30 protein-coding genes, 1 pseudogene and 1 riboswitch are annotated in these 25,566 nt (G+C 67.0%); of the genes and pseudogenes, 15 read left to right on the top strand and 16 right to left on the bottom strand.

Translation table 11 applies throughout. The features are described 5' to 3' along the window. The first annotated feature begins 70 nt into the window (after positions 1 to 70). The 3 genes from ACZK2G_RS00950 to pnuC all read left to right on the top strand — a co-directional run bounded on the left by ACZK2G_RS00950 (position 71) and on the right by pnuC (position 4,241). Positions 71 to 1,195, top strand: coding sequence for a phosphotransferase enzyme family protein (locus ACZK2G_RS00950; protein ID WP_046985356.1), 1,125 nt, complete (start codon positions 71 to 73; stop codon positions 1,193 to 1,195). A gap of 109 nt (positions 1,196 to 1,304) precedes the next feature. Beyond that, positions 1,305 to 1,400: riboswitch (TPP riboswitch) on the top strand. A gap of 70 nt (positions 1,401 to 1,470) precedes the next feature. Next, positions 1,471 to 3,660, top strand: a complete 2,190-nt coding sequence (locus ACZK2G_RS00945; protein ID WP_337302952.1) for a TonB-dependent siderophore receptor — start codon at positions 1,471 to 1,473, stop codon at positions 3,658 to 3,660. Between the two features lie 8 nt (positions 3,661 to 3,668). Beyond that, a complete protein-coding gene (gene pnuC / locus ACZK2G_RS00940) occupies positions 3,669 to 4,241 on the top strand; it encodes a nicotinamide riboside transporter PnuC (RefSeq protein ID WP_478474407.1) in 573 nt (190 codons plus the stop codon). A gap of 108 nt (positions 4,242 to 4,349) precedes the next feature. On the opposite strand, the gene ACZK2G_RS00935 is transcribed toward pnuC, so the two are convergent. The 6 genes from ACZK2G_RS00935 to ACZK2G_RS00910 form a co-directional block, all read right to left on the bottom strand. Continuing rightward, entirely contained in the window at positions 4,350 to 4,766 is a 417-nt protein-coding gene (locus tag ACZK2G_RS00935; protein WP_295378586.1) for a hypothetical protein, read from the bottom strand. A 105-nt stretch (positions 4,767 to 4,871) separates the two neighbouring features. Further along, a complete protein-coding gene (locus ACZK2G_RS00930) occupies positions 4,872 to 5,846 on the bottom strand; it encodes a Dyp-type peroxidase (protein WP_478474406.1) in 975 nt (324 codons plus the stop codon). Positions 5,847 to 5,969: 123 nt separating this feature from the next. Next, complete coding sequence (locus ACZK2G_RS00925) at positions 5,970 to 6,335, bottom strand: VOC family protein (protein ID WP_253078125.1); 366 nt, start codon at positions 6,333 to 6,335, stop codon at positions 5,970 to 5,972. A gap of 68 nt (positions 6,336 to 6,403) precedes the next feature. Then, the gene (locus tag ACZK2G_RS00920) at positions 6,404 to 7,171 is read right to left on the bottom strand and encodes a helix-turn-helix transcriptional regulator (protein WP_253078124.1); all 768 of its coding nucleotides are present in this window, start codon (positions 7,169 to 7,171) and stop codon (positions 6,404 to 6,406) included. 125 nt (positions 7,172 to 7,296) lie between these two features. Further along, entirely contained in the window at positions 7,297 to 7,872 is a 576-nt protein-coding gene (locus ACZK2G_RS00915; RefSeq protein ID WP_046985361.1) for an OmpO family porin, read from the bottom strand. Beyond that, positions 7,869 to 8,246 (bottom strand): hypothetical protein, encoded by a 378-nt coding sequence (locus ACZK2G_RS00910; protein WP_478475619.1) that lies wholly within the window; start codon positions 8,244 to 8,246, stop codon positions 7,869 to 7,871. The genes ACZK2G_RS00915 and ACZK2G_RS00910 overlap by 4 nt, the downstream gene beginning before the upstream one ends. On the opposite strand from ACZK2G_RS00910, the pseudogene ACZK2G_RS00905 reads away from it, so the two are divergent. The 3 genes and pseudogenes from ACZK2G_RS00905 (at position 8,142) to ACZK2G_RS00895 (ending at position 10,356) form a co-directional block, all read left to right on the top strand. Beyond that, positions 8,142 to 9,024, top strand: a pseudogene (locus ACZK2G_RS00905) (DUF2268 domain-containing putative Zn-dependent protease). The gene ACZK2G_RS00910 and the pseudogene ACZK2G_RS00905 overlap by 105 nt on opposite strands. 212 nt (positions 9,025 to 9,236) lie before the next feature. After that, on the top strand, positions 9,237 to 9,509 hold the full coding sequence (locus ACZK2G_RS00900) for a hypothetical protein (RefSeq protein WP_012509703.1): 273 nt from the start codon (positions 9,237 to 9,239) through the stop codon (positions 9,507 to 9,509). Between the two features lie 154 nt (positions 9,510 to 9,663). Further along, positions 9,664 to 10,356: a murein L,D-transpeptidase gene (locus ACZK2G_RS00895; RefSeq protein ID WP_136638498.1), complete on the top strand. Its 693-nt coding sequence runs from the start codon at positions 9,664 to 9,666 to the stop codon at positions 10,354 to 10,356. A gap of 24 nt (positions 10,357 to 10,380) precedes the next feature. Here ACZK2G_RS00895 and arsH read toward each other — a convergent pair whose 3' ends face one another. Then, positions 10,381 to 11,109 (bottom strand): arsenical resistance protein ArsH, encoded by a 729-nt coding sequence (gene arsH, locus ACZK2G_RS00890; protein ID WP_136638484.1) that lies wholly within the window; start codon positions 11,107 to 11,109, stop codon positions 10,381 to 10,383. 17 nt (positions 11,110 to 11,126) lie between these two features. On the opposite strand from arsH, the gene ACZK2G_RS00885 reads away from it, so the two are divergent. From ACZK2G_RS00885 to ACZK2G_RS00870, 4 genes are all read left to right on the top strand, one after another. Next, complete coding sequence (locus ACZK2G_RS00885; protein ID WP_136638483.1) at positions 11,127 to 11,456, top strand: ArsR/SmtB family transcription factor; 330 nt, start codon at positions 11,127 to 11,129, stop codon at positions 11,454 to 11,456. Positions 11,457 to 11,493: 37 nt separating this feature from the next. Continuing rightward, positions 11,494 to 11,997 (top strand): arsenate reductase ArsC, encoded by a 504-nt coding sequence (locus ACZK2G_RS00880; RefSeq protein WP_478474404.1) that lies wholly within the window; start codon positions 11,494 to 11,496, stop codon positions 11,995 to 11,997. 13 nt (positions 11,998 to 12,010) lie between these two features. After that, on the top strand, positions 12,011 to 13,042 hold the full coding sequence (arsB, locus tag ACZK2G_RS00875) for an ACR3 family arsenite efflux transporter (protein ID WP_478474402.1): 1,032 nt from the start codon (positions 12,011 to 12,013) through the stop codon (positions 13,040 to 13,042). Between the two features lie 488 nt (positions 13,043 to 13,530). After that, complete coding sequence (locus ACZK2G_RS00870) at positions 13,531 to 13,905, top strand: hypothetical protein (protein WP_136638482.1); 375 nt, start codon at positions 13,531 to 13,533, stop codon at positions 13,903 to 13,905. Between the two features lie 60 nt (positions 13,906 to 13,965). Here the strand turns inward: ACZK2G_RS00870 and ACZK2G_RS00865 are convergent, their stop codons facing one another. Beyond that, positions 13,966 to 14,631, bottom strand: a complete 666-nt coding sequence (locus ACZK2G_RS00865) for an Ivy family c-type lysozyme inhibitor (RefSeq protein WP_295378543.1) — start codon at positions 14,629 to 14,631, stop codon at positions 13,966 to 13,968. A 136-nt stretch (positions 14,632 to 14,767) separates the two neighbouring features. Between ACZK2G_RS00865 and ACZK2G_RS00860 the strand changes: the two genes are divergently transcribed. Next, the gene (locus ACZK2G_RS00860) at positions 14,768 to 15,214 is read left to right on the top strand and encodes a YybH family protein (protein WP_046985368.1); all 447 of its coding nucleotides are present in this window, start codon (positions 14,768 to 14,770) and stop codon (positions 15,212 to 15,214) included. Positions 15,215 to 15,303: 89 nt separating this feature from the next. On the opposite strand, the gene ACZK2G_RS00855 is transcribed toward ACZK2G_RS00860, so the two are convergent. The 5 genes from ACZK2G_RS00855 to ACZK2G_RS00835 all read right to left on the bottom strand — a co-directional run bounded on the left by ACZK2G_RS00855 (position 15,304) and on the right by ACZK2G_RS00835 (position 18,389). Next, complete coding sequence (locus ACZK2G_RS00855) at positions 15,304 to 16,329, bottom strand: NAD(P)H-dependent glycerol-3-phosphate dehydrogenase (protein ID WP_046985369.1); 1,026 nt, start codon at positions 16,327 to 16,329, stop codon at positions 15,304 to 15,306. Between the two features lie 20 nt (positions 16,330 to 16,349). After that, entirely contained in the window at positions 16,350 to 16,868 is a 519-nt protein-coding gene (secB, locus tag ACZK2G_RS00850; protein ID WP_046985370.1) for a protein-export chaperone SecB, read from the bottom strand. Between the two features lie 100 nt (positions 16,869 to 16,968). Next, positions 16,969 to 17,406: a rhodanese-like domain-containing protein gene (locus ACZK2G_RS00845; protein WP_004134671.1), complete on the bottom strand. Its 438-nt coding sequence runs from the start codon at positions 17,404 to 17,406 to the stop codon at positions 16,969 to 16,971. A gap of 57 nt (positions 17,407 to 17,463) precedes the next feature. Continuing rightward, a complete protein-coding gene (locus ACZK2G_RS00840; RefSeq protein ID WP_046985371.1) occupies positions 17,464 to 17,889 on the bottom strand; it encodes a hypothetical protein in 426 nt (141 codons plus the stop codon). Positions 17,890 to 17,921: 32 nt separating this feature from the next. Continuing rightward, a complete protein-coding gene (locus ACZK2G_RS00835; protein ID WP_046985372.1) occupies positions 17,922 to 18,389 on the bottom strand; it encodes a YiiD C-terminal domain-containing protein in 468 nt (155 codons plus the stop codon). 35 nt (positions 18,390 to 18,424) lie between these two features. Here ACZK2G_RS00835 and ACZK2G_RS00830 point away from each other — a divergent pair, with 35 nt between their 5' ends. From ACZK2G_RS00830 to ACZK2G_RS00820, 3 genes are all read left to right on the top strand, one after another. Beyond that, positions 18,425 to 19,234, top strand: a complete 810-nt coding sequence (locus ACZK2G_RS00830; RefSeq protein ID WP_046985373.1) for a uroporphyrinogen-III synthase — start codon at positions 18,425 to 18,427, stop codon at positions 19,232 to 19,234. Between the two features lie 103 nt (positions 19,235 to 19,337). Further along, positions 19,338 to 20,312 carry a uroporphyrinogen-III C-methyltransferase gene (locus ACZK2G_RS00825; RefSeq protein WP_253078088.1) on the top strand — a complete coding sequence of 325 codons (975 nt, stop codon included), beginning with the start codon at positions 19,338 to 19,340 and terminating at the stop codon, positions 20,310 to 20,312. A 6-nt stretch (positions 20,313 to 20,318) separates the two neighbouring features. Beyond that, positions 20,319 to 21,614 (top strand): heme biosynthesis protein HemY, encoded by a 1,296-nt coding sequence (locus ACZK2G_RS00820; RefSeq protein ID WP_478474399.1) that lies wholly within the window; start codon positions 20,319 to 20,321, stop codon positions 21,612 to 21,614. Between the two features lie 231 nt (positions 21,615 to 21,845). Here ACZK2G_RS00820 and ACZK2G_RS00815 read toward each other — a convergent pair whose 3' ends face one another. Beyond that, positions 21,846 to 23,141, bottom strand: coding sequence for an acetyl-CoA C-acetyltransferase (locus ACZK2G_RS00815; protein WP_136638478.1), 1,296 nt, complete (start codon positions 23,139 to 23,141; stop codon positions 21,846 to 21,848). Positions 23,142 to 23,234: 93 nt separating this feature from the next. Here ACZK2G_RS00815 and ACZK2G_RS00810 point away from each other — a divergent pair, with 93 nt between their 5' ends. Continuing rightward, positions 23,235 to 24,122, top strand: a complete 888-nt coding sequence (locus tag ACZK2G_RS00810) for a hypothetical protein (protein ID WP_478474397.1) — start codon at positions 23,235 to 23,237, stop codon at positions 24,120 to 24,122. A gap of 172 nt (positions 24,123 to 24,294) precedes the next feature. Here ACZK2G_RS00810 and ACZK2G_RS00805 read toward each other — a convergent pair whose 3' ends face one another. Both ACZK2G_RS00805 and ACZK2G_RS00800 read right to left on the bottom strand, forming a co-directional pair. Continuing rightward, a complete protein-coding gene (locus tag ACZK2G_RS00805; protein ID WP_136638477.1) occupies positions 24,295 to 24,915 on the bottom strand; it encodes a superoxide dismutase family protein in 621 nt (206 codons plus the stop codon). A 31-nt stretch (positions 24,916 to 24,946) separates the two neighbouring features. Then, complete coding sequence (locus ACZK2G_RS00800; protein WP_136638476.1) at positions 24,947 to 25,516, bottom strand: superoxide dismutase family protein; 570 nt, start codon at positions 25,514 to 25,516, stop codon at positions 24,947 to 24,949. Positions 25,517 to 25,566: the final 50 nt, after the last annotated feature.

Genomic DNA, 25,566 nt, shown 5'->3' with positions numbered 1-25,566 from the left:
TTTGCGTTGCGGGCGGCCATGGCGTTGAATGCGCAGCCTTGGATGTGATTTTCCCCCTTGGGGCTGCGGCATGACTTCTTCTTCCCACCGGGTGCAGGGCCTCAACAACGACGAGGTCGCTGCCGACTGGCCGCCGATCAGCACCGCAGACCTCGCGTGGCTGCGCCAGCGCTTTCCGCAGCTGGATGCGGACAGCCAGCCGCACTGGCACAGTCCTCGGCCGTTGTCGGCCGCCGCCATCGTCAATGGCACGCGCGGACCGGTGTTCATCAAGCGCCACCACCACAGCGTGCGCAGCGCCGCCTGCCTGGAAGAAGAACACCACTTCATCGTCCATCTCGCTGCCGCCGGCGTACCGGTGGTGCAGGTGCTTGCGGCAGCCGATGGCCGCACCGCAGTCGAGCACGGCGAATGGACCTTCGAGCTGCATGCCGTGGGCGTGGGCGAGGACCTGTACCGCGATGCCGTGTCGTGGTCGTTGCTGACCGATGTCGCGCAGGCCCGCGAAGCCGGCCGCATGCTGGCCCGGCTGCACTGTGCCGCCGCCAGCTATCACGCGCCACAACGCAGTACCCATCTGCTGGTGGCGCGCGACGACCTGATCCGCGCCGACGATCCGATCGCCGCGATCAAAGCCGAACTGCCCACACGACCGGGTCTGGCCCGCTACCTCGCGCGCATTCCGTGGGAAACCCAGCTTCGCCGCGACGTGCTGCCGTGGCACGCCGGCCTGGCCCAGCGCCTGCGCGACGAACCGCGGCTGTGGGCGCACAACGACTGGCATGTTTCCAACCTGCTGTGGCGCGATGGGCAGGTCAGCACCGTGCTGGATTTCGGCCTGGCCTCGCCCACCAGCGCACTGTTCGACCTCGCCACCGCGATCGAGCGCAACGCGGTGGCCTGGCTGGAACTGGAGCGCGGCCTGGAGGCGGTGCGCATCGACATCGCACTGGCGTTGCTCGACGGCTACCGCGAGGTACAGCCACTGTCGGCAGCACGCGTGCAGCTGCTGGCCGACCTGCTGCCGATGGTGCATTTCGACTTCGCACTGTCCGAAGTGGAGTACTTCGAAGGCATCACCGGCTCCACCGCAAACGCGGATGTGGCGTGGCAGCCGTTCATGCTGGGGCATCCGGCGTGGTTCCACAGCGCGCCGGGACAGGCACTGCTGCAGGCGTTGCACGCAGCGGCGTGACCCGGTTGGCGCACCGTTGGGGTCAGAGCCCTTTCCTGCGGAAAGGGCTCTGACCCCGCTGCCTGAAGGGCACCAGCTCGCAAATCCGTACCATTTGTAGTGAAATGGTGACCTGAAGCGGGGGTGCCTGGATCTGCCAGGCTGAGAGAGTCCCTTGGAACCTGATCCGGTTTGCACCGGCGTAGGGAGCTTTGAGCCGCAGCCACACCCCCGTCATGGGCCGGTGCACCTGCGCGCCGTCGCTTCGTCTCCCTTGTTGTCCGAAGACGAACCGAATGAACCGCTGCCTGCACCCCACCCTGCTCTCCCTCGCCCTTTGCGCCGCGCTGCCGCTGCACGCCAGCGAAGCCGAGGCGTCCCCCGATGCGGCTGCCACCGGCGCCGAGCGTTCGCCGACCGAACTGGCGGCGGTGCGCGTGCAGGCCGGCAAGCCGAAGGCCGATACCTCGCGCGTGAACGCCTTTGGTGGTGGTTCCTGGAAGGACACGCCGGCGTCGGTGAACGTGCTTGAGCGCGACTACCTCGACCGCCGCCAGGTGCGTTCGCTGTCCGAGCTGGCCAGCAACGATGCCTCGCTGGGCGATGCGTATGCGCCGGTGGGCTACTACCAGAACATCGCCATCCGCGGTTTCGCGCTGGACGCCGCCACCGGCTACCGCTTCAACGGCCTGTCCATCGCCGGCGAACAGCGCCTTGCGCTGGAGAACGTGCAGTCGGTGGAGATCCTCAAGGGTGAAGCCGGCTTGGCCGCAGGCGTGATGGCGCCCGGCGGCATCATCAATTACATCGGCAAGCGCCCGGCCGAAGTGCGCAGCGCCACGCTCGGCACCGATTCGGAAGGCTCGCGCTACGTCGCCGTCGATGTCGGCCACTGGATCACTCCGCGTTTCGGCCTGCGTCTGAATGCCGCATGGGACTCCAGCAATTCCTATGTCGAGCACGCCGATGGCCGTCGCAACTTCTATTCGCTGGCCGCCGACTGGCTGATCGGCGAACGCGGCAAGCTGGAAGTGGATGCCAACTACCAGACCAGTTCTCAGCGCTCGGTGTCCGGATACCAGCTGCTGGGCGCGCGCGAGCTGCCACACGGCGTGGATCGCGAATTCCTGCTGGGCTACCAGCCGTGGCAGCGTCCGGTCGACATTGCCAGCACCAACATCACCGCGCTGCATACCTACGAATTCAACGATGCCTGGCAGTCGCGCGTCTCGGTCGGCCACAGCCGCTCGGTCATCGATGACAACGTCGCCTTCGCCTACGGTTGCTACTACGCCGCGCAGTGCGCCGATGGCAGTGTGCCGGGCAACTACTTCGCGCCCAATGGCGACTACGACGTCTACGACTACCGCAGCCCGGACGACACCCGCCGCAACCAGCAGGCCCGTGCCGAGCTGCGCGGCCGCTTCGAGACCGGCAGCGTCGGCCATGAGCTGACCATCGGTGCCGACTACTTCCGCCGCACCGTGGACAAGCGCCCGAGCGTCAACGAGTACGTGGGCACCAGCAACATCCACGATGCGCAGGTGCCGGTGTTCGAACCGTCGCCGAAGATGCCAGGGCCGTCCGCACGACGCCTGGACAGCCGCCAGACCGCGTTCTTCGCGCTGGACCGGATGAGCTTCGGTGATGACTGGCAGTGGCTGGCCGGCGGCCGCTTCGTGCGCCTGGACGAGCGTGCCTACGACAAGCGTGGTACCCCGCAGCGGCACAGCCGCCTGTCGCGTTTCCTGCCGCAGACCGCCGTGGTGTGGAAGGCCACCGACCAGCTCAATGCCTATGCCAGCTATGTGCGCGGCATCTCGCTGGGCCAGGAAGCGCCGTTCTGGACCAGCAACGCCGATACCTTCCTGCCATCGGTGCAGTCGCGGCAGCTGGAAGTGGGTGTGAAGTACATGCCGGTCGAGGCGCTGACCCTGGGCGCGGCGCTGTTCCGCATTTCGCAGCCGTACCAGTACGCCAAGCCGGACGGCAGCGATGTCGGCTACACCTTCGTCGAGGAAGGCAAGCAGACCCACACCGGCCTGGAGCTGACCGCCAATGGCCAGCTGACCGATGCGCTGCAGATCGTGGCCAGCGCCAGCGTGCTGCGGGCACGCGCGCGCGACACCGGCACGCCCGCCTATGAAGGTCATCAGCTGGTGAACGTGCCGAAGGTGCGCGCCAGCGTGCACGTGGCCTATGCGCTGCCGTTCGTACAGGGCCTGGACGTGACCGGCGGCTGGCGCTATGCCGGTGCCAATGTCGCCCGCGCCGATGGTGGTGTGCGCGCACCGGACTACTCGGTGTTCGATGCCGGCCTGCGCTTCCAGCATCGCCTGCACGAGCGTGCGGTGACCTGGAACCTGTCGGTGGACAACGTGTTCAACCGCTTCTACTGGCGCGATACCGGCAGCAGCGGCGGTGACTACTACCTGTTCCCCGGCGCACCGCGACAGGCCCGCCTGTCGGTGACGTTCGCGCTGTGAGCGGCCTGATGCTGGAGTGGGCCGCCGCGCTGTGCAGCATCCTCGGCGTCTGGCTGATGGCCAAGCGCCGGCTGGTGGCGTGGCCGGTGGGCCTGCTGTCGGTGATGCTGTATGGCCTGGTGTTCGCCGAGGCCAAGCTGTACTCGGACACCCTGCTGCAGGTCGCCTTCGGTGGCTTCCTGGTCTACGGCTGGCTCAACTGGCGGCAGCACGCCGCCGACGAGGGCAGCGTCCGCATCGTGCCACTGGCGCGCGACAAGCTGCTGCGCGACCTGGCCATCGGCCTCTGCGGTGGCGTGGCGCTGGGTGCGGCCATGCACACCTTCACCGATGCCGCGCTGCCGTGGCTGGACGCGATGCTGACCGCGCTGAGCCTGGTCGGCCAGTGGTGGCAGGCACGCCGCCACGTGGCCTGCTGGTGGGTGTGGATCGCGGTGGACGTGGTGTACGTGGGTGCGTACCTGTTCAAGTCGCTGCATGTGACCGCCGCGCTGTACGTGTTCTTCCTGGGCCTGGCATTGTTCGGGCTGCGGGCGTGGCGCGCCGCCGCGCGCGAGCCGCAGGCAGTACCTGCGCAGTAGAGCCACGCCGTGCGTGGCCGGGGTTTACCGGTTGTCGCCAACCTTGGTTGGCGCACGCCTGCCGATCAAGGTCGGCATCTACCAGGCCCATCCACGCATGGCGTGGATCTACTGGGTAAGCAGCAGGCCCAGCCGCAGCGGCTGGCGCATGTCAGCCGGTGGGGCGGCCTGCAACGGCGCGGACTGCAATGTCGCGCGCAGGTCGGCGTCGATCTGGGCGTCGCCCAGGCTGCCGAATTCGAGTTCCGAAATGCGGCCATCCGCCGCGATCCACACGCTCACCGGCAACGGCGTCGGCGTATCCGGGTGTGCCTGCATCCATTCCAGCACGCGCTGCGCCCGCGGATCCTGCTCCTGCTGCAGGCGCTGCTGCAGCTGGCCGCCCACGGCGGCGGCATAGGCCATCCAGTGTGCGGGAGCCTCCTGCGCGGAAACGCTGGCACTTCCAAGTGCGAGCGCACCGAACAGCGCGGCCAACGGCCGCCACCAGCGGCGCACGCCGGCCCTGTTTCCTGCCATGACCATCGCCAGCCTCCTGCGCTTCCATCCAACCTCTGATGGTCGGCGCGATAGATGACAGGCAGATGGCGGGCGGTAATGGCCAGCGCGTAGACCGCAGGCCTGGCGCTATCAGTCGCCCAGGTCGGCCAGCACCTTGCGCGACGGCGCGAAGAAGGTCACGCCGGTGGTGGCGGTGGAGAAATCGAGGATGCGGTCATGCAGCGGCGCGGGATTGCCGATGAACATGCGCTCGAGCATCTTCTCGATCACCCACAGGTGGCGCGTGTAGCCGATGAAGTAGGTGCCGTACTCGCCACGGCCCGGGTTCGCGAAGGGCATGTTGTCGCGCAGGATCTCGTGCTCGCCGTCGGCATCCTCGATGGTGCACAGCGTCTTGTGCGATTTCTGCGCATCGGCCGGCGCATCATCCAGCTCGATGTTGTCGTGCTTGGTGCGGCCGATGATCGCTTCCTGCGCTTCGGTCTTCTGTGCGCGCCAGGCATCGAGGTTGTGCAGGTACTTCTGCACCACCACGTAGCTGCCACCGGCGTGCTCCGGGTCTTCCTCGCCCACGATGGTGGCTTCCGGCAGCGACAGCCCTTCCGGGTTGGCGGTGCCATCGACGAAATCGAGCAGGTCGCGGCCATCGAAATAGCGGAAGCCGGCCACGTCATCGACCGTTTCCACCGCATCACCGAACGCCATCAGCAGGTTGCGCTCGAACGCCACGATCAGGTCCATGGTGCGCGCACGGATGTGGTACAGCAGGTCGCCCGGCGTGGACACCGCGGTGTGGGTCGTGCCCTTGATCTCGCGGAACGGCGCCAGCTCACGCGGCGGCGTGGTACCCACCAGCGGCTGCCACACGCGGTGGCCAATGGCCACGTTGCAGGTGAAGGTGCGCTCGATCTCGCGGATGGCGGTGTTCTTGATCAGGTCGTCGGTGCTGGCCAGTACCTCGCGCGCCTTTGCGATCGATGCCTCGTCATCCTTCACCTTCAGCACCAGGAACGCCGCCGAATGGGTCAGTGGCGCGGTGATCTGCTGCGGCTCGTTGTCGAGCGTGTGGTTGACGGCGGTGATCGGTGCGGGCTGGGAGTTCACGACGGTTCCTGCTGGCTTGAGGCGGGCGCATCGCGTGTAGCGATGTGCGGGCGATCATAGCGGAACCACCTGACCGGGGACGGAGCGGTTCTCGTTCCGTCCACCGGCGAAGGTACGAAGACCTCAATCCACATCACTCCAGACCGCCAGCTCGTAGCCATCCAGATCGCGGAAGTGGAAGCGACGGCCACCGGGGAAGGCGAATACCGCCTGCACCACCTCGCCACCGGCAGCGACCACGCGCTGCTGCGCATCCGCCAGGTCCGCGCAGTAGAGAATGACCAGCGGACCACCGTGCGCACGCACCGGCGCGTCGGAAACGAAACCACCTTTCAGGCGACCATCGTCGAACTCGGTATAGGCGGGGCCGTAGTCGGTGAAGCACCACCCGAATACCTCGCCGTAGAAGCGTTTGCTGCGGGCGATGTCGGCGACGTTGAATTCGATGTTGTCGATGCGGCGTTCGGCACCGGGGGTGGCGTGGCTCATGGTGGACTCCGTGGTTGGAGCCTGCAGCATCGATCAGCGTGGTCTGCCGGTCTTGAACGAAACGGCCATCATTGTCCCCACTCCCCGCGAAGTTCGCGTGCGGTCATGCCAGCCAGTTCGCGGGCCTCGCGGCTGAGATGGGCCTGGTCGGCATAGCCGGCATCGACGGCCAGCATCGCCAACGAATGCTGCGGCAACCCACGGCTGTGGCGCAGGAAGCGTTGCAGGCGCAGGATCCGCTCCAGCGTCTTGGCGCCGTAGCCGAACTGCGCCTGGCTGAAACGGCGCAGGCTGCGCGGGCTCAGGTTCAAGCCTGCCGCCAGCTCGTCCAGCGTAGCTTGGCCACGGCCAAGCGCGTGGAACAACACATGCGCCCGTTGCGCCTGCACGTCGAGGGCCGCCGCGCCCATGTGCTGCTGCAGGCACTGCGCCATCCGCTGCAATCGTTGGGCCGGCGCGGTATCGCCAATGGATGCAGCGGCTGCTGTGGCCCATCCGCCCTTCAGATCGGCCAACGGCACCGCCTGTCCAATGATGCCGGCCAATGGCAATCCCAACGCGGCCAACGCCTGGCCGGGACGAAAGCGCGCACCCAGCACCTGCGCACCGGGTGCAAGCGCCGGATGCGCAGCCACACGATCCGGGCCGACCACGAACAACGCGCCGTCACGCCAGAGGATGTCCACGCAGCCATCGGGCAGCACGGTGATATGGCCATCGGCATCCGCAGCGAGCTGGCTCTGCCATAGCTGGCCGAAATGGCCACGCAGCGGCGCTGGCGCCCGGTGCTCCTGATAGGCCGTGTCGGTACCTGCGAGGGAGGAAGGGTCGCCCATGCCGCATTGTGGCGCCCAGAAGCCCATAAAAGTGAAGCCCGGCGCGAGGCCGGGCTTCGGTTGGCGTGTGGGAGAGAGAGAGAGAGTCACACGCCAGCACAACACGCACTAACGACAGGCGTTTGTTACCAGGTGAAGCGCGGGCCCACGAACCACTCGCGGTCGCCGGCCTTGGCCAGCTTCACTTCGCCACTCAGGCCCCAGTTCTGGTTGAACTTGGCGGTGGCGCCGACGCGGCCGTAGAACTCGCCGTCCGGGTTGATGCCGTGCTTCTTGGTGAAATCTTCGTAGCCGGCCATCACGTAGCCTTCCACGTACGGGTTGAACGCAGTGCGCACGCCCACTTCGGTGGAGTAGCCGTTGAAGTCCAGGCCGCGCTTCTCGTCGTACTTCTGGTAGGCAACACGGGCCACCAGGTCGGTGTTCGGTGCGATGCCGTAGTTGTAACCGACACCCAGGCGCCACTGGTCGACGTCATTCTTGAACTTGTCGGTCTCCTGGGCGCTGTAGTCGCCGAAGACGTGGAAGTTCGGGTGCACCGCAACGGAACCCTTCACCTTCCAGCCATCGGCGTCGCCGCCCTTGGCATCGGTGTTCACGTAGCCGCCTTCAACGTAGTTGTACGACAGGCCATCGGTCGCCGATGCAGCGAACGGCAGAGCAGCCAGAAGACCCAGGGCAAGCAGCGAATTCTTGTTCATCGGGACACACCTTTAATTATTTTGGTTTCGTCGACCGCCTCCCGGGAGGGGGAGAGAGAAGAGGCGGTCGACAGGTGTGAATTATCCGTTAGAGGGTCTAATCGACCCTGAATATTGAACTGACTGGTGTATAAATATGGTTCCCGTTCAGGGAACTCCGCATGGCCTTGCCGGCGGCTTCTTACGCGCACCACGCTCGATGCTTGATGCGGGCGCTGATCCTGGTCGCCTCGCCGGTCGCGCTGCTGCAGGCACAGGCGGCTGAGCGCATCGTTCCTGCCGGGCGCATCGTCGTACAGACAGACGATGTCACGTGCTTCTTCAAGGTGCTGGACGCCAACCACGGGCGCCCAAGCGCCGATGATCTGCAGCACGGCTACCTGGATGTGGGTACGGATGCCCTGCGCAGCTTCACCGACAGCCGTATCGGCTCGATGGAGCGGCTGGCCAGGGCCATCCAGGACAAGCCGTCACTAGTTTGCGAAAGCGAGAACCACAGCATTGCCATCGATCCGCACGCGCGTCGCCGCTGCCGTCGATCAGCTGGGCGCCCTGTTGCCGTCTGCGCGCTTTCCCTCGGTCACCGTACTGGTGGGCCGCGGCAACAGTGGTGGCGTTACCACCGAAGCAGGTGTGGTCATCGGACTGGAAGCGCTGTGCAACGCCGACTGGATGCAGGCCGATGTAAGTGACCGCTTCGTGCATCTGATCGCCCATGAGTATGTGCACGTGCAACGGCCCGGTGCACGCGTGGAAGTCGAGCAGCCCACCCTGCTCTATCAGACGCTGGTGGAAGGCGGCGCCGAATACGTGGGAGAACGGATCTCCGGGCAACCGTCCAAGGCGCATCTGCAGCGTTGGACGCAGGGTCGCGAGTAAGCGCTGGAGCGCGCGTTCCTGCAGGACAGCATGGGTACCGATCTTTCGAAGTGGCTGTACAACGGCCCCGGCGACGACACGCGCCGCGGAGACCTCGGCTACTGGACGGGCTACCGCATCGCCCATGCCTATATTGCGCGCGCGCCGGACATGCACAACGCCATCGCCGAACTACTGAATGTCCAGCCTGGAAACGCTGCAGCGCTGCTGGAAGCAAGTGGATGGCAACCTGCGTGCGGAGCAGGCGGAAGCACGCAGGCGCAGATGCCGTGATGCCGGCTTCATGCTGGTGAATGGGTGATATTGAACAGGCACAAGGCGATCCGCCGGTGCAGATCAGCTCGCTTGATCCCGCTTGTTAAGGTTTGTTGATTTACCGACCTTCACAGCCCATCCACGTCTTCCAACTGCAGCTGAAAGCGCTTGGTAGCGCCGGGAACAAACGCCGCTATATTCCAGCTTCCCCAGACGAAGGAGGGAGTGGAATGAAACTGACCTCGCAACACATGAAGATGGCCCGTGCACTCAGCGTGGCGCTCATCGCCACCGTGAGCCTTGGCGCTTGCGCCTCTTACAAGAACGAGTTTGCAACGATCAACTCGCGTCTCGACCAGCTCGATGTAAAGGTGCAGGGCGCCGCCCAGAGTGCCGAGTCCGCCAACCAGTCGGCGCAGCAGGCCAACCAGCGTCTGGACCAGATCGAAGGCCGCGTGCAGCAGCTTGAAAGGGCACCTGCCGGCCGCAAGCCGCGCGGCTGATCGCTCCCTCACCGTTTGAATTGATCCACCTCTGTATCGGGAACCAGTGGCCTTCGCCGGCCACTGGCGTCCTTCCACCCGCGGTCTCAATGCAAGGAGCCGTCCCATTCGTACCTCCTCCTCCCCTGCACGTCGTGCCCTCCCTGTGTTGATGTTGGCACTGGCCGTAGCGTGCAGCGGCGCAGCCAGCGCCAAGGGCAAGGACAAGGAAGCGCCTGAACAGCGGAGTGCCGCCGTTGATGAACTTCCCGCTGACCAGAGCGTCTCCGAGACGGTGATCGAACTGGCCGGCTGGGTGGTCGCCAGCAAGGACAACCAAGGTTATCCGTTCGCGATCATGGACAAGGCGGCTGCGCAGGTACTGGTCTTCGGCGGCGACGGCAAGCTGCGCGGCGCGGCACCGGCGCTGTTCGGTTCGGCCATCGGCGATCACTCTGCACCCGGCGTTGCCAAGCTCGCGCTGAGTGCGATTCCAGGCCATGACCGCACCACCCCAGCGGGCCGTTTCATTGGTGGCTACGGCCCCTCCGACGATGCCGGACGCGTGCTGTGGGTGGACTACGATTCCGCCGTCTCGATGCACCCGCTTCCGCCAGGCACCCCGAAAGAGAAGCGCGCCGAACGGCTGGCATCACCTTCGCCGGACGACAACCGCGTTACGCACGGCTGCATCAACGTCACGCCCGCGTTCTACGAGCAGATTGTGCAATCCACGTTCGAGAAGGGCGGCGTGTTCTACATCCTGCCGGACAAGGATTCGATCGCGAAGACATTCCCGGAGTTCGCGCAGAGCCGTGGGGATGCCAAGGACGAAGACGAGAAGGGCGCGCGGCGCGCAAGCAAGTAATGCGCCCATCGGCGGATCAGGAATTCAGGAAGCCGCAGCGCCCGCGGCCCGCGCCAATGCAGCGGCATGCGCATCGCCCTTGCGTTCGCTGTAGCGGTCCACCAGGTAGTCCGACCGCCCTCGCGTCAGCAGCGTGAACTTCACCAGTTCCTCCATCACATCCACCACGCGGTCGTAGTAAGGCGAGGGCTTCATTCGTCCATCGTCATCGAACTCCTGCCAGGCCTTGGCCACCGATGACTGGTTGGGGATGGTCAGCATGCGCATCCAACGACCAAGTACGCGCAGCGTGTTGACCGTGTTGAACGACTGCGAACCGCCGCTCACCTGCATCACCGCCAGCGTCCTGCCCTGTGTGGGGCGCACGCTGCCGTCTTCCAGTGGCAACCAGTCGATCTGGTTCTTGAGCACACCGGTGATCGTCCCGTGCCGCTCGGGGCTGACCCAGACCTGGCCTTCCGACCACTGCGACCACGCACGCAACCGCTGCACTTCGGGGTGGCTCTTGTCCACGCTGTCCAGCATGGGCAGCGCATGCGGATCGAACACGCGGGTCTCGCACCCCAGGTAATGCAGCAGCCGCTCGGCTTCCAGCGCCAGCTTGCGACTGAACGACTGCGGCCGAAGCGAGCCGTAGAGCAGGAGGATGCGTGGTGGCCCCAGATCGGCGGCGGCGAGCTGGTGGTGATCGGGCTGGGGCAGCGAGGCTTCTACCAGGTTCGGCAGGTGGGCACTTGTGATTGGCTTATTCATTCGACTATTCTAGAAATATGGAAACGTCGAATGCAATCACTGCCCTGACTGCCCTGGGTCACGCCACCCGCCTGGCTGCCTTCCGCCTGCTGGTGGAGGCCGGCCCGGCAGGACGCATGGCTGGCGACATCGCCACGGCCCTGCTGGTGCCACCGGCTACGCTCAGTTTCCACCTGAAGGAGCTGGTGCAGGCCGGCCTGGTAGAGAGCGAAAGCCAGGGCCGCCATGTGTGCTATCGGGCCAACTTCGATGCCATGAACGGCTTGATCGAGTACCTGACGCACAACTGCTGCGCGGGCTCACCCAGCGATGAGTGCTCGTCCGCAGCACCCGCCTGCAAGTGCTGATACCGCACACGACCTGCCCCATCGAGGCGATTGCCCCATGACCCGTTCTGTCCTGTTCCTCTGTACCGGCAACAGCGCCCGCAGCGTGCTTGCCGAAGCCACCCTGCGCGCCTGGGGCGGCGACCGCTTCACCGCCTTCAGCGCCGGCAGCCAGCCCACCGGCCGGGTCAATCCGTTCGCGCTGGCACAGCTGCAGACCGAAGGGATGCCCATTGAAGGGCTGCGCAGCAAATCATGGGACGAGTTCATGGATGCAGCGCCCATGAATCTGGTCATCACCGTATGCGACTCAGCCGCAGCGGAGGCCTGCCCGGTGGTGTTCGGTGACTTCATCCGCAGCCACTGGGGCCTGCCCGATCCGGCGGCCGTGGCGGGCAGCGATGCCGACAAGGCCGCAGCCTTCGCGCAGGCCCATGCCATCGTGAAGCTACGCCTGCGCGCATTGCTCGCGCTGCCCGAATCGTTGTGGTCCGACCGCGAGGCAATGCAGCACGCACTGGACCGGATCGGCCAGCTGTTGCCGACCGACGGCATGCCGTGAGAGCGCCACTGCCATGAGCCTGTTCGAGCGACACCTGACCCTGTGGGTTGTGCTGAGCATTGCAGCCGGCACCCTGCTTGGCCACGCGCTACCCGATGCCTTCGCGGTGCTGGCCTCCGCCGAAGTGGCCAAGGTCAACCTGCCGGTTGCGGTGCTGATCTGGCTGATGATCATCCCGATGCTGCTGAAGGTCGACTTCACTGCGATGCGCCAGTTGCAGCAGCACTGGAAGGGTATCGGCGTAACGCTGTTCATCAACTGGGCGGTCAAGCCATTCTCGATGGCGCTGCTGGGCTGGCTGTTCCTGCGCCATGCCTTCGCCGACTGGTTGCCGCCGGGGCAGATCGACAGCTACATCGCCGGGCTGATCCTGCTGGCGGCCGCGCCCTGCACCGCCATGGTGTTCGTGTGGAGCAACCTGTGCCGCGGTGATGCCAACTTCACCCTGAGCCAGGTGGCGTTGAACGACGCGATCATGGTGGTTGCCTACGCGCCGGTGGTTGCACTGCTGCTGGGCCTGTCAGCGATCACCGTGCCGTGGGATACGCTGCTGCTGTCGGTTGGCCTCTACATCGTGTTGCCGGTGCTGGTGGCTGCGTTGCTGCGGCGCTGGATCCTGATGCGTAGTGGCGAGGCAGCGTTGCAGCGGGTGCTTCGCAAGCTTGGGCCCGTCTCGCTGTGCGCGCTGCTGCTCACACTGGTGCTGCTGTTCGGCTTCCAGGGCCGGCAGATCGTGGAGCAGCCGCTGGTGATCGCACTGATTGCGGTGCCCATCCTGATCCAGGTCTATTTCACTTCCGGCCTGGCCTACCTGCTCAATCGTCGTTTGGGGGTGGCGCACTGTGTGGCCGGCCCATCAGCGCTGATCGGGGCCAGCAACTTCTTCGAACTGGCGGTAGCCACGGCCGTAGGGCTGTTCGGCGTGCATTCGGGGGCGGCGCTGGCGACGGTGGTGGGCGTGCTGATCGAGGTGCCGGTAATGCTGTCCGTGGTGCGGATCGTGAACCGTACTCACGCTTGGTACGAGAGACACGACGAGCACTGACAGATCACAGTGCGTCGATGTCGATGTACGTTCTTCGCCCCGCACTGTCGTCATCGGCTTGGTGTGGCGCCCGTACGCCACATCATCAACTTCGACCCATGTCGCATATTCCCCATACCGCTACGGCCGTTGCGGCGCCTGCGCCTGCGACGGCTTAACAGCATGCAAGAATGCTGAAAGCGTCTTCGATCAAACGCTGTTTGCAACTCTTCTGATTGGCACCGCGCAGCAGCACGCGTACAGATGACGTGCCACCGGAAAAGGGTGGCCGGGCCTCGAAAACCCGTGGCAATGCGTACGTTGTTTGCGCCTGCCCGTCGGCGTCACCCTATGTGGCGCCGGCGGGCAATTCGTCTGCCGGTCATGGTGGGCGGAGCGTGGAGGCCTTGTGCCTGCCGGCCTTGTACGCACTGTCCCGGTTTTCGAGCCACGTCTCCGCCCGCCACCCTTGTGTGGCGGCTACCGTCTGTCCTGCACGGAGCATTGCCATGACCTCACCGGACTTCCCGCGCCTGCATCCGCATCACTCGCCCGCCAATGCCGGTGAGTCGCCAGATCACACCCCTGCGGCCGATCCGAACACCTTCATCGCCACCCTCAACCGCATCGGCAAGGGCGCGGCCGCCGACGGCCAGCCCTGGCCCGAACGTCATCAGATGCCCGGCCGCCGCATGGCGCTGGCCGACGCGGACTGCGCGTTGGCCGGGCTGCGCGTGGCACTGGAAATGATGCTGGCGGCCGAGCGCGTGCGCCAGAACGGTCCCGACCACGAGTACGTGGGCGACCGCGTGATGGAGGGCCTGATGATGGCCAGTCTGTCGCTGACCGCACAGGTCAGCGCACGCATGCGGCCGGAAGGGTGATACGGGGAGCAACGCTCACTGCAGCGCCGGGCACGGCCCGGCGCCGCGGCGGGCGCCGTGTCACTCGCAGAGCGCGCTGTCTTCCTTCAACGCGGCATCCTGCAGTGGCTGGCGCTGTTCGATCTGCGCACGTTGTTCCGCCGTCGGCTCGCCCAGCCACCACACACGGCAGCGCGCGGTAAGACGGCCGACCATCTTCGCCTGATCGGGCGAATACAGCATCGCCAATGCGGTGCCGGGGCAGTCGTGGGCCTGGCAGGCGGTGTAGAACCACCACGGCTCGCCCTGCAGCACCACCAGTTCGCCAGGCCCGCTGGGCCCGCTCAACAGCCGCTCGCGCAGCGACGGAATCTCTTTGTCGGCGGATTCGGCCGCGGCCGTGTTCTTCATCAGGGCGTTGAACGCGGTCAGCACCTTCCGGTCCTTGCGGCCGCAGTCGTCCACGGTATTGCCGCCCACCAGGGTGAAGAAATGGGTCGCCAGCGGGTTGTCTGCGCAGGTGAGTTCGCCGCCGGCACTCGGGTCTTCCGGTTCGCCTTCGTTGTCCCACACCGAAGGGTCCACACCGTCTTCGATGGACGGTTCCTTTTCGACCACCGTCGCCGTGGCAGCCGGTGCTTCGGTGGTCGGTGCCGGTGCGGCCGGTGCTGCATCCGGCGCCGGTGCCTGTCCGCAGGCGGCCAGCAGCGCGGCCATCATCGCCATCCCTGTGATTCGAATCTTCATTCCGTGTCCTTGTCTGATCTGCGCTGCATGCGCCACGCGGGCAGCTGCGTGATTCTAACCAGCGCCGCGCTAGGATGCGTCTGAAGCCTTCCCATCATCGCCAGGGCCTGGACGCATGCGCCGCACACGACTCGCCATGATGTTCTGCAGTGCCCTGCTGCTGGCATCGCCGGCAATCGCCCACGATGCAGAAGGCGCGCAGCCTCTCCCGGATGCAGCCCTGCCCGCGCCGCTGGAGCGCGTGCTGCGCGACTACGAGCAGGCGTGGCGCACCGGTGATGCCAAGGCGCTGGCCGGGCTGTTCACCGAGGATGGCATTGTGCTGCAGAGCAACCAGCCGCCGGTGCGCGGCCGCAGCGCGATCGAAGCCGCGTATGCCGGCCAGGGCAGCAGTCCGTTGCGGCTGCGTGCCTTGGCGTATGCGGTGGAGGGGAATACGGGTTACATCATCGGTGCGTACAGCTACGGCAACAACGTGGGCGACATCGGCAAGTTCACGCTGACGCTGAAGCGCGTGGGTGACGGCCCGTGGATGATCTTCTCGGACATGGACAACGGCAACGCGCCGCCACGGGCGCGGTGATGAATGCCGCGGGTTCCGCCGTGGATCCACGCCATGCGTGGGTGGGGCGCGCACAAAAAAAACCCGGCGCGTGGCCGGGGTTTTTCGATTCACTTGAACAGCGTGTCCGGATACTCCGGTTTCTGTTCCCGTGCCAGCAATGCGCGCAGGCCTTCTTCAGGCGTCTGCTCGCCGTGCAGCACGGCACGCACGCGGTCGGAGATCGGCAGGTCGATGCCATGACGGCGCGCCTGTCGCATCACTTCGTCTGCGGTCTGCACCGACTCGACCACCTGGCCGATTTCGCGGATGGCGTCCTGCAGCGTCTGCCCGCGGCCCAGGGCCAGGCCCAGGCGGCGGTTGCGCGACAGGTCGCCGGTGCAGGTCAGCACCAGGTCGCCCAGCCCCGCCAGGCCCATCAGCGTTTCCGGCTTGGCGCCGATCGCAGCGGCCAGGCGCAGCATCTCGTTGAGACCGCGGGTGATCAGGCCGGCACGGGCGTTCAGGCCCAGCTGCATGCCATCGGCCACGCCGGTGGCCACGGCCAGCACGTTCTTCATCGCACCGCCCAGCTCGGCACCGACCATGTCGTCGCCGGTGTAGGCGCGGAACGCCGGGCCATGCATTGCCTCAGCCACCGTCTGCGCGAACTCGGGCACGTCGCCGTGCACGGTGATCGCGGTCGGCAGGCCCTGGGTCACTTCCTTGGCGAACGACGGCCCGGTGACGACGGCCAGCGGCACGTCCTCGCCCAGCACTTCGCGCGCTACTTCGTGCAGGAAGCGGCCCGAACCGGGTTCAAAACCCTTGGTGGCCCACGCCACACCGGCACCGGCCGGACGCAGCGGCGCCAGCGCGCGCACGGTTTCACCGAACGCGTGCGACGGGGTCACCACCAGGATCCAGGCCGCGCCTTCCACCGCCGACGCCAGGTCAGTGGTGGCACGCAGGCTGTCCGGCAGCGGGATGCCCGGCAGGTAGCGCGGGTTCTCGTGGCGCTGGTCGATGGCCTCGACCACGGCAGCGTCGCGCCCCCACAGCACGGTCGGGTGACCGTGCCGTGCGAGCAGGCTGGCCAGCGCGGTTCCCCAGGAACCGGCGCCGAGCACGGCGATCTTGTCAGCGGTAGTGCTCATCCGTGACGTCGCGGCCGGAATCAGGCGTTGCCGGCCGGCTCGGAGTCAGCCAGCGACGGTGCGTCGCCCTGCTCCTGGCGCTGGCGCAGGGTTTCTGCGTACAGGCCTTCAAAGTTGATCGGCTGCAGGAAGAACGGCGGGAAGCCGCCGGCCTGGATCAGGTCGCTGACCAGCTGGCGCACGTACGGGAACAGGATGTTCGGGCACTGGGTACCGAGCAGCACGTCGATCGACTGCGGGTCCAGGCCGACCAGGCCGAACACGCCGGCCTGCTTCACTTCGGCCACATAGGCGGTGCGCTCACCGGCCTGGCAGGTCAGGGTCACGGCCAGCACCACTTCGAAGGCGTTCTCGCCCAGGCGCTGCACCTGCTGGTTCAGGTTGAGCTGCAGTTCCGGCTGCACCTGGTCATTGAAGATGGTCGGAGCATTCGGCGACTCGAAGGAAACGTCCTTGACGTAGATCTTCTCGACGGTGAAAGCGGGGCCGGTGGCGGCATCGGCCGGCGCAACGGCGCCGTTGGTGGTCTCTTCGGACATTTCCAGTAACTCCAGGTGAATGCAATGAAAACGATGGTCGAACTACTGCGATGGGGGCGGTTCCAGGCCCATACAAGGCCGGATCCGCCACCTGCGACAATCAGTTGCGGCCCTTGACCAGCGGCAGCTCGGCCTGCTGCCAGGCGGGAATGCCGCCGTCGAGCACGTAGACCTTCTCGAAGCCGGCCTTCTTCAGCGCCTTGGCGGCGGTTTCCGAGGCGTTGCCACTGCGGCACACCAGCACCACCGGCGACTGCTTGGCGTTGGCGACCAGCTTGTTGTCCGGGCCGAAGGCACTGGCCTGGGCATTGCGGCTGCCGGCGATGTGGCCCTTCTCGAAGTCACCGCTGGCCGACAGGTCGACCACCACCGTGCCACCTGCATTGATCAGCTGGGTCAGTTCGGCGGGCTTGATGCCCTTGAAGCCCCGGAACAGGCGGCGGATCTCGGTGACGATGATGGCCACGGTCAGGCCGACCAGGGCCGCGGACAGCATCGGGTTTCGGCCTGCAAAGGCCAGCAACTCTTCGTAATTCACTCAGGTCACGGGTCGATTAAGCGGGCGCCGATTGTCGCACAAGCCGGACGCGGCCCGTCACTGCCCCTTCCACAGGTCCGGCAGGCCGGCGGTCTGCCACCAGCGCTTGGCCTCGGCATCCCAGCGCCAGCGCTCGACCACCACCACGGTGCGCTCGGCCTGGGTGTTCTGGTTGATCACCCCGATTTCGACCCGGCGCTCGACCAGGCCCCCTTCCAGCGCGGCGCTGCTGCGCTCGCGGTAGGACGACACGCGCAGCTGCGCGTAGCGGTTGAGCTCGAACTCGGTGGGCGGCTTTTCCTTGCGCAGCTTGGGGTCCAGATAGCCAATGGCATCGTCCATGCTGCCCCAGCGGATGGTGGCGCCGTAGGCGATCTGGGTCTCTTCCAGCAGCTTGCGCTGCTTGCGGCTCAGATCGTCGGCCGAAGCCACGGCGCTGACCAGCAGCAGGGAGAGCATCAGGAACTGGATGAGGCGGCGCATCGGTGGTTTCCCCAGAACGTCAGCCTGCCATCCTACCCTTTGGCGAAGGCTACGAAGCGACCACTGAACTCGGCGGCGGGCTTGCCGTCGGCGCCGGGCTGGATGGCGACGATGCTGATACGGGCCTTGCGGCGCTGGCGGAAGGTGTTCAGGAAGGCGTCCCAGCCGGTGGCCTCGGCCGCTTCGGCATGGGCGTGCAGGTCTTCGTAGACCGGCGCCAGGTAGCGCAGGTTGCTGTCGGCCACGTAGACCTCCGCATCGTGGCCGGCCAGGCGCAGGCGCAGGCTGACCAGCGCCCAGCCGGACAGGGTCAGCACCGAGGCCAGGCTGCCACCGAAGGCATTGCCCTTGTCGTTGACGTTGGCGGCCAGCGGCGCGGTGATGCGCAGCACGCCATCGGCATAACCGTCGAGCTGGATCTGCATGGCGCGGACCGCCGGCATGCAGTCCAGCACGTCCTGCAGGGCGGCCAGCGAGGAAGTCAGAGCATCAACGGACATCGGAGCAGAGACCACGACAACGAAGGGCCCGCATAATGCAGGCAATGGCCGACCATACGATACCCACTGGCGCCGCCGGTTCCGACGCGGACTGGACCTTCATTTCGCTGCGACCGCAGGGCCAGCATGCGGCGCTGCGCCGCGCCGTTGCTGGGCTGGACGGGCATCTGCTGGCGCTGTCGCCCTGGCGGCTGCAGCGCCTGCATGGCACGCCAGTGGTGCGCCAGCTGCAACGCGCGCTGAACTGCGATCGGGTGGTGTTCACCAGCCCGGCCGCAGTGGCAGCGGCCGCGTCCCTGCTGCCGCTGGCCGACGCGCAGCGCAGCCCGTGGCTGACCGTGGGCGACGGCACCGCGCGTGCGCTGCAGGCGCAGGGGGTCAACGAGGTACATGCGCCGCAGCGGATGGACAGCGAGGGGCTGCTGGCGCTGCCGGTGCTGGCCGACGTACGCGGCCTGCGCATCGGGCTGGTGACCGCCCCCGGCGGGCGCGGCCTGATCGCTGCGCAGTTGCAGGCGGCCGGCGCCAGCATCGAACGTGCCGACGTCTACCAGCGTCGCCTGCTGCGCCTGTCGCCACGCGCACTGGCTCGATTGGCGCATTCAGCGTATCCGTGGGTGCTGGCAGTCAGCAGTGGCGAAGCGCTGCAGCATTTCTGGCAACAGCTTCCACGTGCGTTGCAACAACGCCTGCAGGCCCACGCCAGCGTGGTGGTCGCCAGCGATCGGCTTGGCGAGCAGGCGCAGGCACTGGGCCTGCAGCGCATCAGCCGTAGCGCCGGCCCTGCCGGTGCACAGCTGGTGAGCGCTGCACACGCCACGCTCACCGTCCCGGCAGCGACCTGAACAGGGACGTGGATCACGCTTGCCGCTGTCGTCGGCAACAGTGATGCTGTGCACAACGCGGCCTGCCGGAACCCCACCGGCGACTTGCCGACAAGGAAGCCCGATGAACGAGACCCCGCCCGTTTCCCCGCCCCGTCGACCGGTGCGCTGGCTGCTGCCGCTGGCCGGCGTGGTCGTGCTTGGCGTGGGTGGCTATGCCGGCTGGCGCTTCTGGCATGAGCAACAGGACGCACAGGACGCACAGGCACAGACCACCGCCGTGCAGCTGCAGGGCCTGGAAGCCACGCTGGATGCCCTGCGCCGCGACCAGCGCGCGACCAGCCAACGCCTGCAGGATGCCGCCGCCACCAACCGCGTGCTGCGCGACGAGATGCTTGGCCTTTCGCAGCGTAGTGCGCTGCTGGAAGAAAATCTGGCCAAGCTGGCCGACAGCGCCAACCAGGGCCGGCAGGCGGTGCAGCGCGACGAGGCCGAGCTGCTGCTGACCCAGGCCGCGCAGCGCCTGAACTACGCCGACGATGTGGAAGGTGCGCGTCGTCTGTACGCGCAGGCTGCCACCGCGCTGGCCGATCTGCCCGACAGTGATGGCCTGAACCTGCGCCAGGCACTGGTGCAGGAGCGCGAGGCGCTGGACACGCTCGGCGCCGGACCACGTGTGCAGTCGCTGCAGCGCCTGGATGCATTGGCCAAGGCATTGCAGGGCCTGCCTTCGCAGGTGACGGGCAGCGCCACCGCTAACGCCAGGCCCTGGTGGCAGGCCACGCTGGCACCGTTCGTGGATATCACCCCGAGCCGGCAGAACGGCCCACTGACCGCCGCCGAGCGGCACAACGCCGACGATGCGCTGCAGCTGGAACTGACCCTGGCGCGTGCGGCCATTGAACGTGGCGACCGCAGCGGACGCGATACCGCGTTGACGCGCGTGGAACACTGGGCACAGCGGCGTTGGCCGGATTCACCGGCCCTGCGCGCGCAACGTGCTGAACTGAAGGCCTTGCGCGAGCTTCCGCTGCAGGCCAGCAACACCGTTCTTGGCAGCACCCTGCAGCAACTGCGCACCCAGACCGACCGGAGGTAATCCCGCATGAAACCCCTGCAATCCCTGGTCGTGCTGTTGCTGGCCGTGGCCATCGGCGTGGTCGCCGCGCAATGGCTCGGCGCCGATGACCTCAACCGCTTCGGCGAAGTGACCCTGCGCTATGGCGGCTACGACTATCACAGCAACCTGCCGAAGGTTGCCCTGCTGACCGTGGTCGCCGTGCTGGTGCTGTGGCTGCTGTGGAGCCTGATCGCCGCACCGTTCCGTGCCTGGGGCCGCTACCGCCGCAAGCAGGGCCGGGTGCGCCTGATCGACGGCCTGCAGGCCTATGAGCATGGCCAGTGGCAGCGCGCGGAAAAACTGCTGGATGGCGCGGCGAAGGATCCGGAAGTGAGCGCGGTGGCGCTGGCCAACGCCGTGCGCAGTGCGCAGGCGCGTGCCGATGGTCCCGCCGGTGAAGCACTGCTGCAGCGCCTGGGCGAAAGCGATGCCACCCTGCAGGCGCTGCTGCGCGCCGAGCAGCTGCTGGCGCGCGACCTGCCGGTGGATGCGATCAACGCGCTGGACGTGGCAGCGATCCAGCCGCTGCCGCCGCGTGGCCTGTGGCTGCGTACCGAGGCACTGGCCCGCGCCGGCCGCGCACACGAGGCGTACGGCCAGTTGGGCGCACTACGCCAGAGCAAGGTGCTGCCGGCCGAATCGAACAGCGAACTGGAAGCACGCCTCGCCGCACAGGCACTGCTGGAAGCAGCCGACGTCAATGCGCTGGCCGCACAGTGGGAAGCCACGCCGAAGGCGCTGCGCCCGACCCCGGACGTGGTCGGTGCGTATGCCAGCCGTGCGGTTGCGTTGAGCTGGGACGAACCGGCGCTGCTGGCGTTGGAACACGCCCTGGACCAGCGCTGGGACGATGAGCTGGTGGCGCTGTACGGCCGCCTCCCAGCCGAGCGCCTGGCCACCCGCCAGGCCAATCTGGCGCGCTGGCGCAACGTGCATGACAGCTCGGCCGCGCTTCGCCTGGCGCAGGGCCGCGTGGCCCTGGCCCAGCAGCAGTGGGATGCCGCCGATACGTTCCTGCACGAGGCGATTGCCGCCGGTGCCGGTGCCGCGGCCTGGGAAGCACTGGGTGAACTGTTCGCACAGCGTGGCGACCACGCGCTGGCCGCGCAGTGCCTTGCCAATGCGCTGCGCCTGCAGCGTGGCGAGGACAGCGTGGAACTGGTGCACGGCAACGAGGCGCCGCTGCGTGCCACGGTGGAAGAGCAGCCGATCGCGGTGCAACCGCCGGTGTACGACGCCAACGAAGAGCGCGACGAATTCGGCAACCCGCGGTTGCCGTGATCCCTGCCGAAGCGTGCCGGCCAACGGTCCGCACCCACCGGAGCAAGAAAAAACGCCGCCCACTGGGCGGCGTTTTCATCTGTGGAACCCGGTAGTCGCCAACCCTGGTTGGCGCTCTGACATCTTCCGAACGATGACATCGCATGGCCGACCAAGGTCGGCATCTACCACAGCAGATCCAGCGCGCATTCCCGGTAGTCACCAACCTTGGTTGGCGCGCGGTCGCAACGATCAGCGTTCGACGATCGCGACCACACCCATGCCGCCGGCGGTGCAGATCGACACCAGCGCGCGGCCACCGCCGCGTTCGGCCAGCTGCTTGGCCGCGGTGGCGATCACGCGTGCGCCAGTGGCGGCGAACGGATGGCCGGTGGCCAGCGACGAGCCCAGCAGGTTGATCTTGTCCGGGTCGATGCGGCCCATCGGTGCATCCAGGCCCAAGCGGTTGCGGCAGTAGTCCTCGCTCTCCCACGCGCGCAGGGTGCACAGCACCTGTGCAGCGAAGGCCTCGTGGATCTCGTAGATGTCGAAGTCCTGCAGGGTCAGGCCGTTGCGCTTGAGCATCTCCGGCACGGCCACGGTCGGTGCCATCAGCAGGCCTTCGCCGTGCACGAAGTCCACGGCAGAGACATGCGCGTCGCGCAGGTAGGCCTGCGGCTCATGGCCGTGCGCACGTGCCCACTCTTCGCTGGCCAGCAGCACGGCGGCGGCGCCATCGGTGAGCGGGGTCGAGTTGGCGGCGGTCAGCGTGCCACGGCCGGAGACCTTGTCGAACGCCGGCTTCAACGTCGCCAGCTTTTCCAGCGAGGTGTCGGCGCGCAGGATGTTGTCGCGCTCGACGCCGCGGAACGGTGCGATCAGATCGCTGAAGAAACCGCGCTCATAGGCCGCGGCCAGCTTCTTGTGCGATGACACTGCCCACTCGTCCTGCGAGTCGCGCGAGATGTTCCATTCCTTGGCCATGTCCTCGCAGTGGTCGCCCATGCTCTTGCCGGTACGCGGCTCAGCCACGCCCGGGAATTCGGGCTTGAGCTCGGAGAACTTGAAGCCGGAGGTCAGTGCACGGATCTTGTCACCGGTGCTCTTGGCACGGTTGGCAGCCAGCAGGCGCGCGCGCAGCTTCTTGCCGTACACGATCGGCACGTCGGAGGTGGTGTCCGAACCGCCGCCGATGCCCGATTCGATCTGGCCCAGCGCGATCTTGTTGGCGACAGTGATGATGCTGTCCAGCGAAGTGCCGCAGGCGCGCTGCAGGGTGATGCCGGGGGTCAACGGCGACAGGCCGGAGGACAGCGTGGCTTCGCGGCCGAGGTTCCAGTCGCTGGAGTGCTTGATCACCGCACCCATCGCCACTTCACCCAGCTGCTGGCCGTGCAGGCCGAAACGTTCGACCAGCGCGCCCAGCGTACGGACCGACATGCCGAGGTTGCCGACATCCGAATACGCGGTGTTCTGGCGGCAGAACGGAATGCGGACGCCACCGAGGATGGCGACGGGACGAGCGTTGGGCATGGAGATACCTGGCATGGATGAGGGTGTCTGCAACATGGCCTGCACGACGGAGCAGGCATAATGGAGCCAAGTGTAGCTGCCGCCCTGTGATGGGCCAACCGTGGAACCATGAGCAAACCCGACCCCGCGATGAATGCCCTTGGCGTGCTGGCCCTGGAACTGGCCGGCGGCGAAATCCCCCGCCAGGCGGTGCTCAGCGCCGAACAGGCCGGTGAACTGGCCGAACGCGTCGGCCGTGACCTGGCCAAGCAAGTGCCGCAGGTGGCCGAGCTGGACCTGGTGTTCGCCGCCGCCCATTTCGACCCGGCCGAAGTGCTGCGCCCGGGCTGGCCGATCCACCGCCGCCTGGAAGAGCTGCAGATGCGCGCACCGGGCCGCAACCAGGGGCCGCGCCTGCTGGCCTTCGGTACCGACGCCGCTGGTGATGTGCCGCTGCCGTTCCAGGCCGATGCCAGCCTGGTGGGCGGTGGCCTGCGCGTGGTGCCGTTCCTGCTGACCGGCAGTGACGTGGCCACCACCAATGCGGTGGCCGAAGCGCTGGAAGAGACGCTGCTGGCCAACGGCATGGCGCATGCCGACACCGCGCTGATGGCGCAGAACGCGTTCGGCGCCCGTATCGAGCATGCGCGCTATTTCACCGTGAACGACCTGGCCGCGATGATGTCGATGCAGTACGACAACCAGGGCCTGGCCGCGCTGTGGCCGCTGATCGAGACTGCGATCATGGCGCCGGGCGAGGACGAGTGGCTCAATGCCGCGCCCGAGCCGCTGCTGCGCTATACCCATGGCGAAGCACGCATGGCGCTGTTCGATCCGGCCGGCTGGTGCGCGCATTACGACCACGGCAACAACGACTGCGACCGCCTGCAGGGTATCTACGAGCAGTTCCTGATGCGCCAGCGGCAGATGGCTGCGGTGCTGGAAGCGCACGGCGTGCCGGTGCTGTTCGTGCACTGCGAAGCCGGGCAGGACGCGCGCGAGCTGCTGGCGCGCTGATCGGAAACAGCCGCCGCCGTGTGTTGTAGAGCCGAGCCCATGCTCGGCTCAGGTCCACCGAAGAGCAGGTAGTGCCCGCCGCTGGCCGGCAACCTCCGGATCTGCGATTGCCGGCCAGCGGCCGGCACTACCGATCAAGAAAACGCCGGCTTGCGCCGGCGTTTTCTGCTTCTTACGGCGCCTTCTGGATCACAGCACACGCCAGGCGTGCGCCGGCATTGCCGGTCGGCTGGGTCTTGTAGTCGTCCGCGTCGGCGTGGACGATCAGGCCTCGGCCGATGATGTCGAAGTCATCACCCTTGCCGATGTTGACGTTGCTCGACACCGGGCCGTCGATGGTGGCCACGCCCTTGTCGTCGGCCTTGATGTTGGGCATGTCGCCGCCGTGGTGCGGATCGACGGCCACGCTGCCGTGGTCCTGCTTGCCCGGGTTGAAGTGGCCGCCGGCGCTCATGCCGTCCGGCGCGCTGCAGTCGCCCTTCTCGTGGATGTGGAAGCCGTGCTCGCTGCCCGGCTTCAGGCCGCTGATCTGGCCGGTCACGTGGACCTTGCCGTCGACCACCTTGAAGGTGACGCTGCCCTTGGTCTCGTTGCCCTGGGTCGGTGCCAGTTCGGCCGTGGCCGAGGCGTCGGCAGCCGGAGCTGCTGCCGGCGCTGCGGCCGGTTCGGTGGTGGCGCCCTCGGCCGGGGCGGCCGGCGGGGTTTCAGTCTGCGGCGCGGCGGGCTGCTGGTTGCAGGCCGCCAGGCCCAGTGCGGCAATGGCCGCGAACAGCGAAGTGTGGATCAGACGCATGGAATCTCTCCCTGGATGATGCCGGCAACGATCAACGGACAACCCGGATCACGCCACAGGCGATGCGGACGCCGGCATTGCCGGCGGGCTGGCTGCGATAGTCGTCGGCATTTGCATGCACGACCAGTGCACGTCCGGCGATATCGGTGGCGGCGCCTCCGCCAAGGGTAACCCCCTTGAGGTGGATATCGACGTTGGCGCGGCCCTGGGCGTCGGCACGCAGATTGTCCATGTCGCCCAGATGGTGCTTGCCGGTGCCTGCGCGGCCATGCGCGGTGCCACCGGGGTTGAAATGGTTGCCGGCGCTACTGGCATCCACCGCGCTGCAGTCGCCGCGCTCGTGGATGTGGAAGCCGGCCTGCTGCAGGGGCTGCAGTCCACCGACCAGGCCGGTGATGTGGATGCCACCGGGCTCCACCATCAGCGCGATGCGGCCGCTGACGATGCTGGCCGAGGCCGGCGAGAGGTTGGCCTCGGCCTGCTTGGCGGCGCTGACGGCCACCGGCGGTGGCGGGGTGGGCTCGGCCTTCTTCGGCGCACTGCCACAGGCAGACAGCAGCACGGCGGCGGACAACGGCAGGATGGCAAAGGACAGACGCATCGAAGACTCCTTGCAGGTGACACTACGGACGGCATCGTCCATGAACGATC

It is taken from the genome of Stenotrophomonas sp. 107298_Sma (assembly GCF_056480345.1).
This window is presented reverse-complemented; position numbering and strand designations above follow the sequence as displayed.

What these genes read in the sequence shown, in the direction of transcription:
- ACZK2G_RS00885 (WP_136638483.1), top strand. Translation starts at nt 11,127, where the DNA reads ATGGAAACGTCGAATGCAATCACTGCCCTGACTGCCCTGGGTCACGCC.
- ACZK2G_RS00855 (WP_046985369.1), bottom strand. Translation starts at nt 16,329, where the DNA reads ATGAGCACTACCGCTGACAAGATCGCCGTGCTCGGCGCCGGTTCCTGG.
- arsB (WP_478474402.1), top strand. Translation starts at nt 12,011, where the DNA reads ATGAGCCTGTTCGAGCGACACCTGACCCTGTGGGTTGTGCTGAGCATT.
- ACZK2G_RS00820 (WP_478474399.1), top strand. Translation starts at nt 20,319, where the DNA reads ATGAAACCCCTGCAATCCCTGGTCGTGCTGTTGCTGGCCGTGGCCATC.
- ACZK2G_RS00815 (WP_136638478.1), bottom strand. Translation starts at nt 23,141, where the DNA reads ATGCCAGGTATCTCCATGCCCAACGCTCGTCCCGTCGCCATCCTCGGT.
- ACZK2G_RS00935 (WP_295378586.1), bottom strand. Translation starts at nt 4,766, where the DNA reads ATGGTCATGGCAGGAAACAGGGCCGGCGTGCGCCGCTGGTGGCGGCCG.
- ACZK2G_RS00915 (WP_046985361.1), bottom strand. Translation starts at nt 7,872, where the DNA reads ATGAACAAGAATTCGCTGCTTGCCCTGGGTCTTCTGGCTGCTCTGCCG.
- ACZK2G_RS00945 (WP_337302952.1), top strand. Translation starts at nt 1,471, where the DNA reads ATGAACCGCTGCCTGCACCCCACCCTGCTCTCCCTCGCCCTTTGCGCC.
- secB (WP_046985370.1), bottom strand. Translation starts at nt 16,868, where the DNA reads ATGTCCGAAGAGACCACCAACGGCGCCGTTGCGCCGGCCGATGCCGCC.
- ACZK2G_RS00810 (WP_478474397.1), top strand. Translation starts at nt 23,235, where the DNA reads ATGAGCAAACCCGACCCCGCGATGAATGCCCTTGGCGTGCTGGCCCTG.
- ACZK2G_RS00920 (WP_253078124.1), bottom strand. Translation starts at nt 7,171, where the DNA reads ATGGGCGACCCTTCCTCCCTCGCAGGTACCGACACGGCCTATCAGGAG.
- pnuC (WP_478474407.1), top strand. Translation starts at nt 3,669, where the DNA reads ATGCTGGAGTGGGCCGCCGCGCTGTGCAGCATCCTCGGCGTCTGGCTG.
- ACZK2G_RS00925 (WP_253078125.1), bottom strand. Translation starts at nt 6,335, where the DNA reads ATGAGCCACGCCACCCCCGGTGCCGAACGCCGCATCGACAACATCGAA.
- ACZK2G_RS00870 (WP_136638482.1), top strand. Translation starts at nt 13,531, where the DNA reads ATGACCTCACCGGACTTCCCGCGCCTGCATCCGCATCACTCGCCCGCC.
- ACZK2G_RS00880 (WP_478474404.1), top strand. Translation starts at nt 11,494, where the DNA reads ATGACCCGTTCTGTCCTGTTCCTCTGTACCGGCAACAGCGCCCGCAGC.
- ACZK2G_RS00950 (WP_046985356.1), top strand. Translation starts at nt 71, where the DNA reads ATGACTTCTTCTTCCCACCGGGTGCAGGGCCTCAACAACGACGAGGTC.
- ACZK2G_RS00900 (WP_012509703.1), top strand. Translation starts at nt 9,237, where the DNA reads ATGAAACTGACCTCGCAACACATGAAGATGGCCCGTGCACTCAGCGTG.
- arsH (WP_136638484.1), bottom strand. Translation starts at nt 11,109, where the DNA reads ATGAATAAGCCAATCACAAGTGCCCACCTGCCGAACCTGGTAGAAGCC.
- ACZK2G_RS00865 (WP_295378543.1), bottom strand. Translation starts at nt 14,631, where the DNA reads ATGAAGATTCGAATCACAGGGATGGCGATGATGGCCGCGCTGCTGGCC.
- ACZK2G_RS00840 (WP_046985371.1), bottom strand. Translation starts at nt 17,889, where the DNA reads ATGCGCCGCCTCATCCAGTTCCTGATGCTCTCCCTGCTGCTGGTCAGC.
- ACZK2G_RS00800 (WP_136638476.1), bottom strand. Translation starts at nt 25,516, where the DNA reads ATGCGTCTGTCCTTTGCCATCCTGCCGTTGTCCGCCGCCGTGCTGCTG.
- ACZK2G_RS00835 (WP_046985372.1), bottom strand. Translation starts at nt 18,389, where the DNA reads ATGTCCGTTGATGCTCTGACTTCCTCGCTGGCCGCCCTGCAGGACGTG.
- ACZK2G_RS00860 (WP_046985368.1), top strand. Translation starts at nt 14,768, where the DNA reads ATGATGTTCTGCAGTGCCCTGCTGCTGGCATCGCCGGCAATCGCCCAC.
- ACZK2G_RS00830 (WP_046985373.1), top strand. Translation starts at nt 18,425, where the DNA reads ATGCAGGCAATGGCCGACCATACGATACCCACTGGCGCCGCCGGTTCC.
- ACZK2G_RS00825 (WP_253078088.1), top strand. Translation starts at nt 19,338, where the DNA reads ATGAACGAGACCCCGCCCGTTTCCCCGCCCCGTCGACCGGTGCGCTGG.
- ACZK2G_RS00805 (WP_136638477.1), bottom strand. Translation starts at nt 24,915, where the DNA reads ATGCGTCTGATCCACACTTCGCTGTTCGCGGCCATTGCCGCACTGGGC.